15 protein-coding genes and 1 tRNA gene are annotated in these 16748 nt (G+C 59.0%); 12 read left to right on the plus strand and 4 right to left on the minus strand.

Translation table 11 applies throughout. From position 1 onward, the window contains the following. Positions 1-28 precede the first annotated feature (28 nt). From IP81_RS10310 to IP81_RS20185, 5 genes are all read left to right on the plus strand, one after another. Positions 29-715 carry an HAD-IA family hydrolase gene (locus IP81_RS10310; RefSeq protein ID WP_054107966.1) on the plus strand — a complete coding sequence of 229 codons (687 nt, stop codon included), beginning with the start codon at positions 29-31 and terminating at the stop codon, positions 713-715. 33 nt (positions 716-748) lie between these two features. Beyond that, positions 749-1612, plus strand: a complete 864-nt coding sequence (yghU, locus tag IP81_RS10315; protein WP_054107917.1) for a glutathione-dependent disulfide-bond oxidoreductase — start codon at positions 749-751, stop codon at positions 1610-1612. Positions 1613-1704: 92 nt separating this feature from the next. Then, a tRNA-Gln gene (locus IP81_RS10320) sits at positions 1705-1779 on the plus strand. Between the two features lie 395 nt (positions 1780-2174). Continuing rightward, positions 2175-2327 carry a GTP-binding protein gene (locus tag IP81_RS19650; RefSeq protein WP_082356090.1) on the plus strand — a complete coding sequence of 51 codons (153 nt, stop codon included), beginning with the start codon at positions 2175-2177 and terminating at the stop codon, positions 2325-2327. A gap of 178 nt (positions 2328-2505) precedes the next feature. Beyond that, entirely contained in the window at positions 2506-2649 is a 144-nt protein-coding gene (locus IP81_RS20185) for a hypothetical protein (protein ID WP_157573167.1), read from the plus strand. Between the two features lie 77 nt (positions 2650-2726). Here the strand turns inward: IP81_RS20185 and IP81_RS10335 are convergent, their stop codons facing one another. From IP81_RS10335 to IP81_RS10350, 4 genes are all read right to left on the minus strand, one after another. Then, on the minus strand, positions 2727-4871 hold the full coding sequence (locus IP81_RS10335) for a TonB-dependent receptor (RefSeq protein WP_054107920.1): 2145 nt from the start codon (positions 4869-4871) through the stop codon (positions 2727-2729). A 303-nt stretch (positions 4872-5174) separates the two neighbouring features. After that, positions 5175-7085, minus strand: a complete 1911-nt coding sequence (locus IP81_RS10340) for a TonB-dependent siderophore receptor (RefSeq protein ID WP_054107921.1) — start codon at positions 7083-7085, stop codon at positions 5175-5177. A 5-nt stretch (positions 7086-7090) separates the two neighbouring features. Next, positions 7091-7696, minus strand: coding sequence for a DUF1826 domain-containing protein (locus IP81_RS10345; protein ID WP_054107922.1), 606 nt, complete (start codon positions 7694-7696; stop codon positions 7091-7093). A gap of 1 nt (position 7697) precedes the next feature. Beyond that, a complete protein-coding gene (locus IP81_RS10350) occupies positions 7698-9764 on the minus strand; it encodes a TonB-dependent siderophore receptor (protein ID WP_054107923.1) in 2067 nt (688 codons plus the stop codon). Between the two features lie 140 nt (positions 9765-9904). Between IP81_RS10350 and IP81_RS10355 the strand changes: the two genes are divergently transcribed. Genes IP81_RS10355 through IP81_RS10380 form a run of 7 tightly spaced genes read left to right on the plus strand, consistent with a single transcriptional unit; the run spans position 9905 to position 16405 of the window. Further along, positions 9905-10678 (plus strand): ABC transporter ATP-binding protein, encoded by a 774-nt coding sequence (locus IP81_RS10355; protein WP_054107967.1) that lies wholly within the window; start codon positions 9905-9907, stop codon positions 10676-10678. After that, the gene (locus IP81_RS10360; RefSeq protein WP_054107924.1) at positions 10675-12120 is read left to right on the plus strand and encodes a DUF3526 domain-containing protein; all 1446 of its coding nucleotides are present in this window, start codon (positions 10675-10677) and stop codon (positions 12118-12120) included. Before IP81_RS10355 ends, IP81_RS10360 begins: the two co-directional genes overlap by 4 nt. Continuing rightward, on the plus strand, positions 12117-13412 hold the full coding sequence (locus tag IP81_RS10365; RefSeq protein ID WP_369800730.1) for a DUF3526 domain-containing protein: 1296 nt from the start codon (positions 12117-12119) through the stop codon (positions 13410-13412). Before IP81_RS10360 ends, IP81_RS10365 begins: the two co-directional genes overlap by 4 nt. Continuing rightward, on the plus strand, positions 13409-14374 hold the full coding sequence (locus tag IP81_RS10370; protein ID WP_054107925.1) for a GTP-binding protein: 966 nt from the start codon (positions 13409-13411) through the stop codon (positions 14372-14374). Before IP81_RS10365 ends, IP81_RS10370 begins: the two co-directional genes overlap by 4 nt. After that, positions 14371-15402, plus strand: a complete 1032-nt coding sequence (locus tag IP81_RS10375; RefSeq protein ID WP_054107926.1) for a WD40 repeat domain-containing protein — start codon at positions 14371-14373, stop codon at positions 15400-15402. The genes IP81_RS10370 and IP81_RS10375 overlap by 4 nt, the downstream gene beginning before the upstream one ends. After that, complete coding sequence (locus IP81_RS19655) at positions 15402-15605, plus strand: DUF1289 domain-containing protein (protein WP_082356091.1); 204 nt, start codon at positions 15402-15404, stop codon at positions 15603-15605. The genes IP81_RS10375 and IP81_RS19655 overlap by 1 nt, the downstream gene beginning before the upstream one ends. Next, entirely contained in the window at positions 15605-16405 is an 801-nt protein-coding gene (locus IP81_RS10380; protein WP_054107927.1) for a nickel permease, read from the plus strand. The genes IP81_RS19655 and IP81_RS10380 overlap by 1 nt, the downstream gene beginning before the upstream one ends. The last annotated feature ends 343 nt before the right edge of the window (positions 16406-16748 follow it).

Raw genomic sequence — 16748 nt, forward strand, 5'->3', positions numbered from 1 at the left:
CCAGAACGGGAAGCCACTTGAACGCGTGATGATAAAATTTCCTTACGACATTGTCGGATTCGACCTCGACGGCACGCTTTTCGATACGAGCCGCGATCTGGGCGTTGCGCTGAACCATGCGCTGGCGCTGGCGGGGCGTCCGCCGGTGCCACTGGAGGATGTGACGCGCCACATCGGCGGCGGCGCGGCGCAGATGCTGCGATCGGCGCTGAGCGAATCAGGCGGGGTGGACGAGGCCGCGTTTGACGGGCTTCAGGCCGAGCTGGTGGCGTTTTACGGGCGCAACATCGCCGCCCATACCGCGCTGTTTCCCGGCGGCGCGGCGATGCTTGATGCGCTGGACGAACGCGGCGTGAAAATCGCGATTGCGACGAACAAGAAGGAAAGCCTTGCGGTCCGGCTGTTTGAGGAACTGGGCCTGCTGCACCGCTTTGCCTGCGTGATTGGTGGCGATACGCTGGGTCCGGGCACGTCCAAGCCGCGCCCCGATATGCTGCATGCGATGGTTGAGCGCTGCGGCGGCGGCAAGGCGGCGTTCGTGGGCGATACCACGTTCGATACAGGCGCTGCGCGCGCGGCGGGGTTGCCGGTTGTGGCGGTGCGCTTTGGCTTTTGCGATCTGCCGCCCGATGATCTGGGAGCCGATGCGGTGATCGATCATTTCGATGATCTGGTATCCGTGCTTGAACGGCTGGGTCAATCTGGCATATTGTAAGTAACACTAACGATAATCGAGAAGGAGCCGGCGATGTCAGAAGAGTACGTTCCCCCCAAAGTGTGGACATGGGACAAGGCCAATGGCGGCGCATTTGCCAGTGTGAACCGGCCCGTCGCTGGCCCGACCAGCGAACGCGAACTGCCCGTGGGCAAGCACCCGTTTCAGGTCTATTCGCTGGGCACGCCCAATGGCCAGAAGGCCACGATCATGCTGGAAGAACTGCTCCAGATGGGCTTTGCCGAAGCCGAATACGACGCATGGCTGATCAAGATCTTTGATGGCGACCAGTTCACCAGTGGTTATGTGGAGATCAACCCTAACTCCAAAATCCCCGCGATGGTGGACCGCTCCGGCCCCGAACCGTTCCGCGTATTTGAATCAGGCGCAATCCTGATGCATCTGGCCGAGAAGTTCGGCGTTTTGCTGCCCTCATCGGGCGCGGCGCGGGCGGAATGCCTTTCATGGCTGTTCTGGCAGGTGGGCAGCGCGCCGTTCATCGGCGGCGGCTTTGGCCACTTCTACCACTACGCGCCCTTCAAGATCGAATATGCGATTAATCGCTATGCGATGGAGACCAAGCGCCTGTTCGACGTGGCCAACCGCCAGCTGGCAAAGACGCGCTTTCTGGCGGGCGATGAATACACCATCGCCGATATCGCGACCTACACCTGGTTCGGCAACATCTATCGCGGCGAGGCTTATGGCGAGGCAGCGACGTTCCTTTCGATGCACGAATACGAGCATGTCGGCCGCTGGGTCAGCGAAATTGACGCCCGCCCCGGCGTGCTGCGCGGGCGCCTTGTGAATTCCAGCAAGGGTATTTCCGAGCGCCACGACGCCAGTGATTTCAACGCTTTACCGCCTGAATCGCTGCAAGGCATCGTCAAAGGTTAGTGATGAAATGCAGGGGGTGTGGAAAATGCCCAAAAGTATCGCCCTCCCCCCCTTTTCATCCGCTTCGCCCGCGCTATAAGCGCGGCTCCTGATGGGGCGTCGCCAAGTGGTAAGGCAGCGGCTTTTGATGCCGCCATTCGCAGGTTCGAATCCTGCCGCCCCAGCCAGGAATAAAAAATCATTATATTACGATTATATAAGAGATTTTTGATGCACTTTGCTGGCCCCGTTTGTGCAATCACGAGACCAATACATTTAGTAGATAACCAGCATCTCCCAAGATCGTGATTCTCAAAGTGGGTCCGCCTCGTTTCGCAGCTCTATCTCGCGCACGCGGTACTATTGGATCGTCAGCTTTTTAGCGAAGTCAATTACACCCCAGCTTTCACGGACGGCGATACTCCCGATGGTGAAAAGAGTCGCGAGATTGGCGAAGCCATCTAGCTTGGCCGAACCAAGCGTCAGACCTAGTCCGCCAACACTTACGTCAGCGCAGTTGCAATAAAGGCTAGTACGGTCAACACGGTGAGCTGACAGGCGTACCCCAATCGCCACGCTCACGATGTTCAAAGGTGCCGAAATTTTGCGCATCAAGGGAATTCTCAATCTGGAGGGAGCGGCGCAGCCATGGATGATCCATGGGGTGCAGCACATTTTTCAGCCTCCGGTCAGGCTGGATACATGGCCTTCAGACGACAGGCCAACAGGCCGCTGAGCGTTTTGATATTGCGGAACAAGCGGGCGCTCTTGGCGCGCACATTGTCGCCAACCAAATCTATCGCACGCTGGCACGCCTGATCGATATGCGGGCTGTTCTGCGCATCGAGACGCTAAACGCTTACATCGTTTATCAGTCTGCCGCGAACATCTGTCTGGTCTGTAGCGATTGTCACATGATTGAATTGGTCGAAATGCCCGGGATCAGGGGCGCTATCGTTGATGCCGCGCCGGCAAGCCATTTCGAGGTGCTCAAGGGGCTCATCGAGGCGCAAGGTCAATGCGTTGATTGCCGAAAGTTCGGCCTTGAGGCAGAATGATCCACGTTCACGGCAGAATTCTGGCCCGGAAACCATGACAAACAACCGGGGCGGAACGAGCCGCCCCGGTTTTTCATTCAGAAGCTAACGCGCGCGCTCAGGCGGATGTCGCGGCCAAATAGCGGGGCTACGTCCTTGAGAAAGCTTGTGTGTCGCCGGGCTTCCACGTCGAAAATGTTATTGGCTTGCAGAATGAATGTGGTCTGTGCCTCCGGTCCAAACGGCTTCCATGAGACACTGGCATTAACCATGGTCCATGCAGGCGTGGCGGTTTCAAAAACGGCAACGCGGCGCTGTGCGGTTGCGTGTTCCACTTCCACGCGGCCACCCAATGCATTTCCTGTGGCTTCAACGCCGCCAATCATCCGCAACGGTGGTATGCGTGGCACTGCGCCACCCCCGCCCAGAATATCAGCGCGCGTATAGTCGACAAGGCCCGTTGCCTCGATGCGCGTCTGCCCCAATTGCGCCAGCGTGACCGCACCTTCAACTTCAAAACCGTAAAAGCGCGCGTCGGTTTGCGCATATTGGAACACAGGCAATTCGTCTTCTTCATCTCCTGTCGCATTCAACGAAATGAAGTTGTCAAACCGGTTGAAGAAGCCCGACAATTCCAACCGCCAACCTGCGCCGCGCCCGCGCAAAACAGCCTCTGCGCCCAGTTGCCGCTCAGTCCTGAAATTGGGGTTGCCAATCTCGAAAGCACGGGTTGCTGCATGCGCGCCATTGGCAAAGAGCTCTTCGGCCGATGGCGCACGTTCGGCACGTGCAAGGCTCAACGCCAAGCGCCAACCTTCGCCGAGTTGCAATGACCCGCCAGCCGATAGCGACACAGCACTGAATCGACGCTCACGGCCGATTTCAGCAGACTTCACAGTGCTGTGTTCATAGCGACCAGCGGCCTCCAAACGCAGGCTGCCAAGATCAAACTCTTGCAAAGTGAACAGGCCGAACTGGCGCGTCTGGTTTGCAGGGATATAGGCTTCTTCCCCGACAGCGCTGAAATTGCGGCTGAAGATTTGCATGCCGGTAGCCCCCTGCCAGCCATCAAGCTCGGCTTGCACCAGTTCGACACGCGCTTCCCAACTGCGATTGAAGAAACTCGTGCCAATCTCCCCTGTATCTTCGATCTCGTCGTGGCGGTAATCGGCCCAACCTGCGCGTACCTTCAGTTCCTTGAATGCGCCGTCAAGCGGCACCGCCCCACGCAGATCGACGCGCGTCTGGCGCATATCGAGTGTGATATCTTCGTGGCCGTGGCCATGCTCATCGCCATGATCTTCATCGTGATCTTCATGGTGATCTTCGTCATGGTCGTCGTCATGGTCATCGTGGCCGATTTCAAGACCGTTGGGGATGCCATAGCGGTTTGCAAGGTGGCTAACCGCTACACCAAAATTGGCCCCATCCTGACCAACCCAAGCCAGGCCGCCTGCCACATCCCAGGTGCGTGCGGCGGTATTCTCAACCCTGCCAAAAGCGCCCGCATCCTCAGCCACTTCGCCGCCTTCTTCCGCAGCAGCATCCCGCAATTCACGGCTAAAAACAAAGCCTCCGCTGCGGTAGTTATCCGATTCAAAGAAGCTGCCATCAACGTGGGCCACAAAACCACCACCCAACGGCGCATTCACCGAGGCGCCGATGTTGCGTTCACGCGCAGCCGATGCATAACCTGCCACGGCATCAACGTGCGGCCCGCCGTCGGGTACTTCGCGCGGGATACGCAGATCGCGCATGTTGACCACGCCGCCAATCGCGCCGGAACCATAGAGCAAGGCGGCAGGTCCGCGCAGAATTTCGATGCGGTCTGCCAAAAGCGGATTGATCGCAACCGCATGGTCAACAGAAGTGTTCGAAACGTCAAAACTGCCGACCCCGTCGGTCAACACGCGGACGCGCTCATTGTCCAAACCGCGCAAAATCGGGCGGGAAGCATTCGGACCAAAGAAGCTGGCAGACACACCCGGTTGGCGTGCCAGTGTCTCGCCGATGGTGGAACGCTGCTGCAATTGCAAAGCATCGCCCTGCAGAACTGTGACAGCCGTGGCGACCATTTCGCGATCACGCTCATAAGGTGCGGTCACGATGATTTCGGTTGATGGTTGGCTATGCGCGCGGTTCTGATCGCCGTCTTCGGCGGCGCGCTCATCCGCAAAAGCGGGAAAAGAAAAGGCCAGCGCGGCGGACGCAGTACTGCTGGCAAGCAAGCGAGAAAGTTTCATTGCAAGATATCCTTTTTGCGATCCGTGCTGCTGTTTAGACACAGCAGCGCAAACTGGGCTCGCAGGCGCTATAAACGACCTTCTGTATATGATACAAGATATCATATCGTGATTTTTTGAGGCCAGTGCACAGGCACGCTAGAAGCCTCGCACCCGGCAAAACGCGGGTCGCGCACGAATTTGCTCTGGCGGAAGATTACCTGACTGACCTGACCGAGAGAGACATCACGCAAGATGCTCGAATGCGGTCCAAGCGTTTTGGGCGCACCTTACCGATGGCGCCACCCAGCATGCTATCAACCATCAGAAATCAGCGATAATCGATCCTGTCAACCGGCGCGGGGCGTTGGTTCTGAACCCGCCACCGCCGGAAACCCGCCAGCCAAACACATTGGTGATGTTGGCAAGTTTGACCCGCAATATGGCCGCGCTCTTGCGTATCTTGAAGCGATAACGGGCGGCGATGTCTGCAGTGAGGCGTTGGGGAATGGAAAAGCGGTTCCGGGCATCAGCCTCGCGCTGTCCTTCGTAAAGCATGCGAAGATCCACTGACCAGCGCTGCTGCCAAGCGGGCATCCAGTCAAAACTGGCATCCACCAGTGTGCGTGTGCGACCGATGGGGCGGTGACCCAGGCGACCGTCTTCTACCGCGTCGCCCGTCACGCGCGGATCCATCAGCACCGCGCCAACCACGAAACTGAGCCCTTGAACCGGCTTGCCCGATATCGAGAACTCATAGCCTTTGTGCTGCACTTCGCCCAAGGTGCGGTAGAAGTTGTCGGTGGTGTCGATCTCGAAATAGGGCTTGCGAAGATCGAACCAGGAAACCACAGCCCGGATGCTGGCAGGCAAGGCGATGCGCAGCCCGGCTTCCCTTTGCCTTGTGCGCAACGCTGGTAGCACTTCGTTGGCGTTTACAGCGTTCACCGGCGCAGCGCCGGTTTCCTCCAGCCCGCGCGTGGTTGCTGCATAGAGCGTCAAGCCTGCCGTTGCCTTCACAGCAAGCGCGGCATTCCAAAGCCAATTCCGGTCGCGGCGCGAAAAGTTCGGCAAAGTCGGGCTATCGATGGCCTTGCGGTAATCGCTGCGAGTAACGCCAAGGTTCAATTCGCCACGATCCTGCCAGACCAGATCGTAGCCGATCGAGGCAAGCGTCTGCCGCACGCGATCATCGGTGAGCAGGCCATACTGCCGTTCAGGCTCGGGCACCGGGTCCGGCACGCCGATCTCGCCCTCGCCAAGGCCCGCAAGATCAAAACCGCCATAGCGGGCATCGACAGTGCGCCCACGCACTGATGCAATAAGGCGGTGGCGACGCGGACCATCGCGGAAATCACGCGTCACGCGCGCTTCGCCCGACCAGGATACATATGTCTGATCGCGGCCCGACTGAATGAAGCGCTGTCCAATGCCGGAACGATCAACCTGCGAAAACCACGCCGAGGCGAAATCATCCTGCGTGAAACGGCTATTGAACAGCCCCGCCTCCAGCTTCCAGTTGCCCAGCGCGGTCTTGGCGATGCCACCGAAGTTCTGGCTATGCCCTGACCACTGGCCCCAATCCTGTCCGAAAAAGCGCCTGCGCGTGATTTCCTTCGGAAGGAACGGTCCTGCCGTATAGATCAGAGGGCCGCGCTCTTCATCGCCGTAATCATAGCGGCTGAAGAAGGCTGTGACCTCGGTGCGGGCCGCAGGCTGCCAGCGAACCACGTTACCATAGCTCACGAACCACGCGTTGACCCCGTCGGCGTAACGATCATCGAAGTAGCCGATAGCGGGATAGATGCCGAGATTGGACGTGAGCGGAATACCCGCTTCTACCGTTGCATCGACGCCGAAATAATCCCCTGCGTTGATCCGGGTGGTGACGATCGTCCTGTCACTATTGGCGCGCCGCAAGGTGGCATCGACAATACCGGTGGGCGCTGGAAACGGCTGTCCGAAAGCGGTCAGCCCGACCTTGATATCGCTTCCTGCAACGAACAGGTCGCTGATTGCGCCGGATTCATTATAATACAACCCTTCGATCCGCGCATTGCCCGCATCGCTGGCCGAAAACCCGCGCACTTCGCCATTGGCATATATTCCGACAGATTCGCTGCCAACGCTTTTGCCGAACCCGTCATCTGCCGCCGTCGCCGCATTCTCATTGGCACGTTGCGCATGTGCATCTGCCGAGATCAATGCCCCCACGGCGACGAGAATGGCACGCATTTTTCTCAGCCCCCCGCAGGCGGAGGCACAGCACCCATGCGCGCTTTATTGAGCGGCGTATCGATCACCAGAACCAGTCGCTGCTCCTTGGTGTCGCCAACAGGAGGAGAACGATGGAAGCACGGCGCATGGCCCTCACCGAAGAGGCGGCCCTTGAACAAAGCCACGTCTCCGGCAGCTAAACGAACCAGATTGTCCTCCAGGGGGTCCATCCCAAAAGGCACATAATCAGTGCCTTTCCCCCAGTAAGTGGTGATCAGGCGCAGGTCCGTGTAATCGGCGTGGATTTTGCGACAGGCATTGGTGTTGATCACTTCAAGCCTGATGCGGACCCTGCCGACCGCCATCAGCGCGGCAAAGCGGGAAGCAAGCTCCGCGATGTCCGTGCGCAATGGTTCAGCCAGGTCGCCAAGGCCTGCCAAAGCTTCGGCCACAGTGCCTTCAGCCCGAAGTTCAAACGGAGTATCGGCGGCAAGCGTTTCTGCATAAGCCGCCAGTCCTCCAATATCGCGCGGTATAACAACCAGCGGTGTGGTGTGGCCAGAAATTGCGGCCCATTCCGCAGGCGGTGCAGGGTTGTCCTGCACCGCAGTCAGGATGCTGGAGACCATGTCAGTATCGGCCGCTCAAGGTGACGCGGAAATTGCGCGGTGCACCAGGCATCGTCCAGACGTTGGCATAGGAGTTTGCGATGTATCGCTTGTCGAAGATGTTATCGACATCAGCCCGAAGCGAAAAATTCTCATTGATCTTCAGCGTCAAATCCGCCCGCGCAATGGTGTATCCCGGCAGCATGTAGCCCCCGCCGAAGGGCTCGCCGACACGCTCACCCACGTGGGTAACCCCACCTCCAATGGTGACCGGGCCGAGATTCTTGCTGGCATAGATCGCGCCGGAATGTGCCGGCACATTGGACAAGTTTGTGCCTACCAATACCGCAGACTGGTCCTGCCGGACGGTCGCATCGAGATATGTGTAAACGGCGGTGAGGAACAGCCCGTCCAGATTCAGCGTCACTTCCGTTTCGACCCCGCGCGAACGCTGGCGGCCAATCTGGGTTTTGAAAAATGGATCAACGGCATTGGGGTTGAGCACATTGCGTTTGGTCATGCTGAACAGCGCAGCCTGACCGCGCAGTGCCCCGCCAAGAAGTTCATATTTCAGGCCGATTTCCGACGATTCGCTCTGTTCGGCATCGAAGATATTGGTGCCATCCGAAGGGTTGAGGCGCAGCGACTCCCCCCAACTGCCATAAAGCGAGAAGAACGGCGAAACCGCCCATGTGAGCGCCGCGCGGGGAGTTACTCCGCTGTCCTTGGTCGTCAGCAGTGCGCCATTGGCGAGGTTGTTGGTGTTGCGCTCTTCGAAATTGTTCCATCTCGCGCCGAGCAGGATGGTGACATCACCGATGCTCATCAGATCCTGTGCATATACACTCTCGGACGCGAAGGAGATTCGCCGGTCGTTAAATGGTAAGGTTGCGGGCAGAGTCTGGGCGTAAACCGGATTGAACAGATTGATCACCAGTAGCGGATTGGCGACGCTGCCGCGCGCGCGCTGCAATTCGGCATCCATGCCATGGCGCACCCGGTCAACACCGATACGAAGATCATGCTGGAGGCCCAGAAAGTTTGCTTGCGCCGTCAATTCGGCTCGCAACGAAAGGTCATTCCACGAATTGTCGGTAAAGCGGCGCTGCCTGCCGGCTGTCCGCCCGCCCGGCTGCACACCCCGGCCACCGAAGTCGACCATCGTGGCAAAGCCGCCAAGATTGCCGTCCCGGTGGGAGAATCCCAGTTCCAGCGCCATATTATCTGTCAGGGTAGCAAACACCGTGCCCTGCTGCCAAAGGATCTCCTGAGAAATTGGCCCGTCACCAGGCTCTCCCACAAAAGTGCGAACATCCATCGCCAGCGCATTTCCGTTGATCCCCACAATGCCGCGATCAAAAGTGGTGCGATTGCGCATATATTCGGCCTGATAAAGCAGGCGGATGCTGTCACTGGGAGTGAAGGAAATGGAAGGCGCGATCAATTCGCGGTTGCTAACAACGTTGTCGCGGAAGCTTTCGCGGTCTTCCACCACGCCGATCAGGCGAACTGACAGCCTATCGGAAAGCGGTCCACCGACATCGGCCGTCGCGCGAAGACTGTTCCAACTGCCATAGCTCAATTCTGCCGAGGCATGCGCCTTGTCCTTTGGAGCCTTGGTCACAATATTGAGGGAGCCACCCGGTTCACCACGACCAGACAGCGCTGCGGCCGCGCCTTTGAGGAACTCGAACCGCTCGACTGTCGCGGTATCGATGGGAGCGTTAAATCCAAGATTGCTGCCGAAGCGGTTGATCAAAATGTCCGGTCCGGTGTTTTCATCTCCGGCAAAACCGCGAATAGAGTACTTATCCCATAGGCCCCCGAAATCGTTCTGCCTGGCAACACCCCCTGCCAGATCAATCACATTGTTCAGGCGGATAGCACCCAGACGCGCAATCGTTTCTGAATCAATGATCCGCACGCTTTGCGGATATTGCAACAGGGGCGTGTCGGTGCCCGTGATGCTAACACTGGCATCGCGCAGTCCTGTCACCAGGATCTGTTCTGCGTCAGGTGCGCTTTGCGCGATCGCTGGCTGGACTGAAGCAAGGCAGGTAACTGCCAGAAGCGCGTGACGGATATTCATGGTTGACCCCACCTTTGACCCAATTAAACCCATGATACAGTGTATCGTGCTCGTCCCCATGGTTAGGTTTTTGCCGAGAGTCAATGTAATAATATAACATTTCATTGACTCTCGTCGGCGATCTCGGCATGCATGAGACCATGACACAGGCCACCTCAACTAACGCCGAACTGGCAACGCACCTGCTTGCAGAGAATTCATCGCCCCCGCCGATAGAGATCACGGATCTTCGCCTTGTCCGGGGATCAAGGACTGTGCTCAACGGGCTTTCGATCAAGGTCTCACGTGGTGAGATCTATGCCCTGCTGGGTGGAAACGGCGCAGGGAAATCAACCACGCTTTCGGCCATACTCGGATTTCTTGAACCCGATTCAGGGGTGATCCGCGTAGGCGGGTTCGACCCGGTGCTCGAACCGGACCGTGCGCGTACGCAAGTGGCCTATCTGCCGGAAAACGTCGCGCTATACGATCAACTCTCGGCATATGAGAACATCGCCTATTTTCTGGCCCTATCCGGGCGCGAACCGGGTCGGAGCGAGATGGATGGGGCGCTTGACGCCGCCGGGCTTCAGCACGAGGCGCGCGAACGCCGGGTTGCGGGCTATTCAAAGGGCATGCGCCAAAAAGTTGCTATCGCGATGGCCGTGCTGCGCGATGTGCCTGTCCTGCTGCTGGACGAGCCCACCAGCGGGCTTGATCCGCGTGCAACGGCAGATTTTAACGCGCTGCTCAACGTGCTCAAGGCACGCGGCACTGCAATCCTGATGGTCACACACGATCTGCTTGGTGCGGCAGACTGCGCGGATCGTATCGGCTTCCTTGCGCAAGGCAGCATCGTGGATGAAGTACGCCCGAGCGAAGGAATCGACGTGCTCGCACTGCATCATCGTTATGGCGAGCGTACCGCAGCATGAGCAGGACCCGCCTGATCGCTGCCAACGAATGGCGGCTGATGCGACGCAATCATGTGGCGCGTCTGGCCCTGCTGATGTTGCTGGCGCTCTCTGCCATTGCCACGTTCACCTCGATTGCCCACCGTGCCGAAAGTGACGCCTTGCGCGCGCGGTTTCAGGCACAGGCCGATCGCGAGTTCGATGGACAGCCTGCGCGCCATCCGCATCGTATGGTGCATTACGGCCACTTCGTATTCCGCCCGATGCCTGCCCTTGCTGCCTTTGATCCGGGGGTTGATGCCTTTACCGGCAATACGATCTTCCTTGAAGGCCACCGCCAGAACAGTGCCAATTTCGGTGATGTGCGCCAGTCCTCGCTCCTGGCGCACTTCGGGCAACTGACCCCGGCCTTTGTGCTGCAAGTGCTAGGCCCGCTTGTGCTGGTATTCGTCGGTTTCGGTACGATAGCGCGGGAGCGCGAAAGCGGCACCTTGCGCTATCTCAAGGCACAAGGACTTGCCGCCCGCAGTCTCATCGCCGGAAAGGCGCTCGCGCTTGGCGGGATTGCCGCGCTGATGCTGGCGCCGGCCCTGTTTTCGCTGGGCTGGCTGGTTGTCGTAGAGGCCGCGCCGCTTTCAGGCGCACTGCTGCTGGCAATAAGCTACGCCATCTACCTCCTGTTTTGGGTTATGGCCGTGATCGCTGCTTCGAGCATGACACGCGATGCCCGTTCGGCGCTGCTCTATCTGCTGGGCCTGTGGGCGCTGACCACAATCCTCGTGCCGCGCATTGCGCCTGACATCGCGCTTGCCGCAACGCCCCTGCCGACCCGGCTTGAGACCGACATTGCGATCCAGGACGACCTGCGCCGCATCGGAGACAGTCACAATCCCAATGACCCGCACTTCGCCGCGTTCAAGGCAGAAACACTCAAGCGATATGGCGTGACCAAGGTAGACGACCTGCCGGTAAACTATCGTGGTCTGCTGGCGATGGAGGGTGAGAAGATCACGTCCCGGTTGTTCGACAAATACAACGACACGCAGTTCACCGTTCAGGCCAGACAGGGCGATACTGCCACCGGCTTCGGCTTTTTAAGCCCGGCAATAGCCTTGCGCAGCGCATCAATGGCGCTTTCGGGCACCGATCTCGATGGCCACAAGCGCTTTCTCGAACAGGCAGAGGCCTATCGCTATGCCATCGTGCAGGAATTGAACAGGCTTCAGGCAGAAGCGGTGACGTTTGCCGATGACGGCAATCGCAACAAGGATCCCGAGGCGGCCCGCCGGGTAAGGATTGATCCGAAGCACTGGCACGACGTGCCCGACTTCACATATCGTCCTGCCTCGCTTGATGAACGCCTGCGAGCGGCGGTTCCGGGTCTTGCGCTCCTGTTATTCTGGCTGGCGGCAGGAGCTGCCATGTTGCGGCTGGCCTCGCGCCGCATCGGAGCCGCGCTATGATGATGCTGTGGGGTCATGAATTGCGCCTGTTCCTGCGTCAGCGCATCGCAGTGCCAGCACTCCTGCTCATGCTGGCGCTCTCATGCGCCAGTGTATGGGCAGGGCTTGCCGAAGTTGCCCGGCAACGCGAGGTCATTGAACGCATCCAGCCAAAGCAGGCAAAGGACGAGGCGGCAATTGCAGCATGGGTGGCCAAGGAGGGCGATGTCGGTAACGCAGCGTACTACACCTTCCATGCCACATGGGACTCGCCATCTTCGCTGGCATTTGCAGCCTTGGGACAGCGCGACATCGCACCGTTTGTATTGCGTGTGCGCGCCTTGCCACTCGAAAGCCAGATCAACGAAAGCGAAAACTACAACGCCGAACTCGCGCTGCCGGGCCGGTTCGATTGGGCCTTCGTGCTGACCTATCTTGCCCCTTTGCTGCTGATTGCATTGCTGCACGATCTGTTCTCCGCTGAACGTGAGGCAGGGCGCGCGGTCCTGCTGGGCGTCATGGCCCGATCAACACGCGCGCTGTGGCTGCGACGGATCGTACTGCGCGCAGGGCTGTTGTTGCTGGCGCTGCTGGTGCCCTTTATCGTCGGTGCGGTGATCGCAGGCAGCACTGCCGCCATGACCGCGATCGTTGCTGGCATTGCGGCTGCCTATTTCCTTTTCTGGATCGCCCTTTGCCTGCTTATCGCCCGGATGAAGCTGGCTTCACTGGCCAATGCTGCTTCGCTGGCAATGATCTGGCTGGCGATCACGCTGGTCCTGCCCGGACTCGCCCTGCTTGCCGTCAACCAAGCCATTCCTGTCCAGCAGGGCGTGGAACTGACGCTGGCCCAGCGCGAGGCCGTCCACGCCGGTTGGGACAAGCCTAAAGCTGCAACCATGCAGGCCTTCGTCCGCGATCATCCTGAATGGAAAGACAAGGCCACCTTCACCGGTGGCTTCCATTGGAAATGGTACCACGCTTTCCATTATCTGGGCGATCGTGCGGTGGGCGAACAGGTAAAGGCCTATCGCACCGGGTTAGAAGCGAGGGACGCTTGGACGCGCAAGGCCGGCCTCGTGCTGCCCCCGGTTGGTGTGCAGGTGGTGATCCATCGTCTGGCCCGCACCGATCTTGCCGCCCAACTGGCCTATCAGGATCGCATCCGCACGTTCCATGCCGCGCTGCGCCGTTTTTACTATCCCTATATCTTCAACGAAACGCCCTTCCGCACCGAAGACTTCGCCAAAGCACCACGCTGGCCAGCGCAAAAAACCGGACAGCTTGCAACTGCATCACAGGAACGCAAATGATCGACACCAAGATTCCGGTTACCGTGCTGACGGGCTATCTCGGGGCGGGCAAGACCACCTTGCTCAACCGGATCCTCTCGGAAGAGCAAGGCAAACGCTATGCCGTGATCGTCAACGAATTCGGCGAGATCGGCATCGACAATGACCTCATCGTCAATGCCGACGAGGAAGTGTTCGAGATGAACAACGGCTGCATTTGCTGCACCGTACGCGGTGACCTTATCCGCATCATCGAAGGGTTGATGAAGCGCAAAGGCACATTCGATGCCATCGTGATCGAGACCACCGGCCTTGCCGATCCGGCACCGGTTGCCCAGACCTTCTTTGTCGATGATGATGTGCAGCGCCGTGCCCGGCTTGATGCCATCGTTACAGTGGTTGACGCCAAGCACGTTCTTGCCCGCCTCGACGACAGTCATGAAGCGATGGAGCAAATTGCGTTTGCCGACATCATTTTGCTGAACAAGACCGATCTGGTCACCCCGCAGGAGCTTGAACATGTCCGTCAGCGGATCGCTGTGATCAACAATCAGGCGGTGGTGCACGAGACGGTCAATTCAGCTGTGCCGCTGGACCGCATCCTCGACCAAGGCGCCTTCGATCTCGACCGCATTCTGGAGATCGAACCTGCGTTTCTGGACGAAGAAGACCACGAACACGACGACACGATCACATCAATCTCGATCGCTTGCCCCACGCCGCTTGACCCGCGCAAATTCATGCCGTGGCTTCAGGACATCACCGCACGCCAAGGGCAGGATATCTTGCGCACCAAGGGCATTATTGCCTTTCCGGACGAGCCGAAACGCTATGTAGTGCAAGCGGTCCACATGCTGCTGTCTGGCGACCTTCAGGAGCGCGAATGGGGCGTTGACGATCCACGGATCAGCCGCCTCGTGCTCATTGGCCGCAATCTCGATCCGGCAGCGCTTGAAAGCGGCTTCATGGCCTGCGCCGCATGATTGACCTTGCCCGTGATCATTCGCTCAAAGCGCATGTCCGGCCGATTGCGCTTGGCGCTCCGGCCAGCGGGCTCGTGTGGATCGGCGATGCCGCCTGCTTTGCCTTGGGCGACGGGCGCGTTCTTGCTGTCGAAAGCAACGGTGCGGTGCATGGCAACGGTGTTGTCCATAAAGGCGCGATCCTTTGTGCAGCGCGCAGCCCCTGTGGCCGGGCGATGATTTGCGGTGATGACGTGGGTGACGTCCGCCGTACGGAACCGTCGGGGCAATCGGTGCTCCTCGGCCGCTTTCCCGGCCGTTGGATTGAGCACATTGTTACAAGCGCCGAATCCGGGATTATTGCCGCTTCGGTGGGCAAGGAGGTGGCGGTCTGGAACCGGCAGAGCGATGCACAAGCCCACGGATTTTCGCTGGCCAGCACCGTGACCGGCCTTGCTCTAGACGCGAAAGGACGGCGTTTGGCCGCTGCCCGTTACGGGGGTGTCTCGCTGTTCTATGCCCTGTCACCGCAAAGCCAGCCGTTGCCGCTTGAATGGAAAGGCTCGCATATCGCGGTAACGCTGTCTCCCAAGGCTGATTATGCCGTTTCCGGCACGCAGGAAACCGGCCTGCATGGCTGGCGATTGCCGGGCCGGGAAGACATGGCCATGTCGGGCTATGAAGCAAAGACCCGCTCATTCTCATGGAACCGTAAAGGCACATGGCTTGCCACCAGCGGTGACACCAACGCTATTATCTGGCCATTCGAGGGGCGCAACGGTCCGATGGGCAAACGTCCACAATTGCTGGCACCTTCGACATATCTGGTAACGCGCGTTGCTTTCCACCCGTCACAAGATGTCTTGGCCGTGGGCTATGCCGATGGTGCCGTCGTGCTGGCGCGATTGCATGAGGACATGTTCCTGCCCGTGGCTGCGGCTGACCAGTCGGCGATCACCGCGCTGGAATGGGACCGAGCCGGCCAATGCCTCGCATGGGGCAGCGAAGACGGACATGGCGGCATCCTCGATTTGCGCAAGGCTGCATAATGTCCGCAGGCACGCTACCCAGCCCATGCATAGACGTTTGCATCTTCGAGCGCGCCAATGGCTGGTGCACCGGATGCGGGCGGACAAAGCCCGAATGCAGCAAGTGGCGCACCATGCCGCGCCGCGAGCAGCAGGCCCTCCTTGCCACGCTGCGCAAACGACTGCGCGCGCTTTCTGATCAAACAAGTCGCTCCGTTTCGTGATGCTGCCCGATCCCAATACCGTTGGCGCGCTCGGGCTCATTTTCGTACTGGGCCTGCGCCATGGCCTTGATCCCGATCATATCGCCGTGATCGACAACATGACGTTCCTTGCCGCCGAAGAACGTCCGCAACTGGCACCATGGATCGGAACGCTGTTTGCGCTTGGGCACTCTATGTCGGTTGGTGGCGTGGCATTGGGCGTATCCTGGATGGCAGGATGGTTTACCTTCCCCGCCTGGCTTGGGGTTGCCGTGGATGTCGCCATAGTCGCTATGTTGTTGGCTGTCGGCACGCTCAATCTGAAGGCCCTTATCGGTACAGACCATTATGTTCCTGCGGGGTGGCGGCAAGCGCTTTTGCCATCGTGCTTGCGTTCCACTTCGCATCCGATGGCAGTCGTCGCGGTTGGCGCACTGTTCGGACTTGTCTTTGATACAACAACGCAGGCTGCTGCCTGGGGCAGCATTGCTGCAACCGGTGGCGGTCTGTCTGCCACCTTTGCCATCATCGCAAGCTTCGCAACCGGAATGCTCCTGATCGACACGCTCGACAGCCAAATCGTCGCGCAGCTTCTGCGCACAGAACAAGATCCCAAACAGGTCCGGCGCTATCGGCGCGGCGTGGGCTGGCTCATTGTAGCTCTATCCTATGCCATGGCGATCTATTGCGCGATCGGGCTCTTCACCGAAGAACTCAGCTTCGGCGATGCTGCCTACACCGCGCTAGGCATTGGCGCAGCCCTTGCTGTGGCATTTTCAGCCATGTCAGGCTGGCGACGCAGAATTCTGGCAAAGGAATAGTCCCATCCGCTTTGGGTGCTTCAATACAAACCGCTATTCGTCGCCAATGACTGAAAAAAGACCGATTGTAAAAAAACGCCATTTTCAGCGATTGGCGGGTTCTGGTGCAAGCTGTCGTTTACGCCGATGTCGCTGAAACCAGTTATTCAAGCAGCGACGAAAACGACTGCTGCGAACCTCAGCTTGGCAGTGACTCCCGTCTAAAACTCGCTTACCTTATTGTTTGAACGCCCTGATGGTAGTTGCCTTTCTCTATTGGAAGCTCGGATCGGTTATGATCCTCTGACATGAGGGTTCCCTTTCCACACGTAAAGTCTTTTGGGAACGCCTCTGCCGGGGTAGA

The organism is Novosphingobium sp. AAP83 (assembly GCF_001295795.1).
Lineage (GTDB): Bacteria > Pseudomonadota > Alphaproteobacteria > Sphingomonadales > Sphingomonadaceae > Novosphingobium.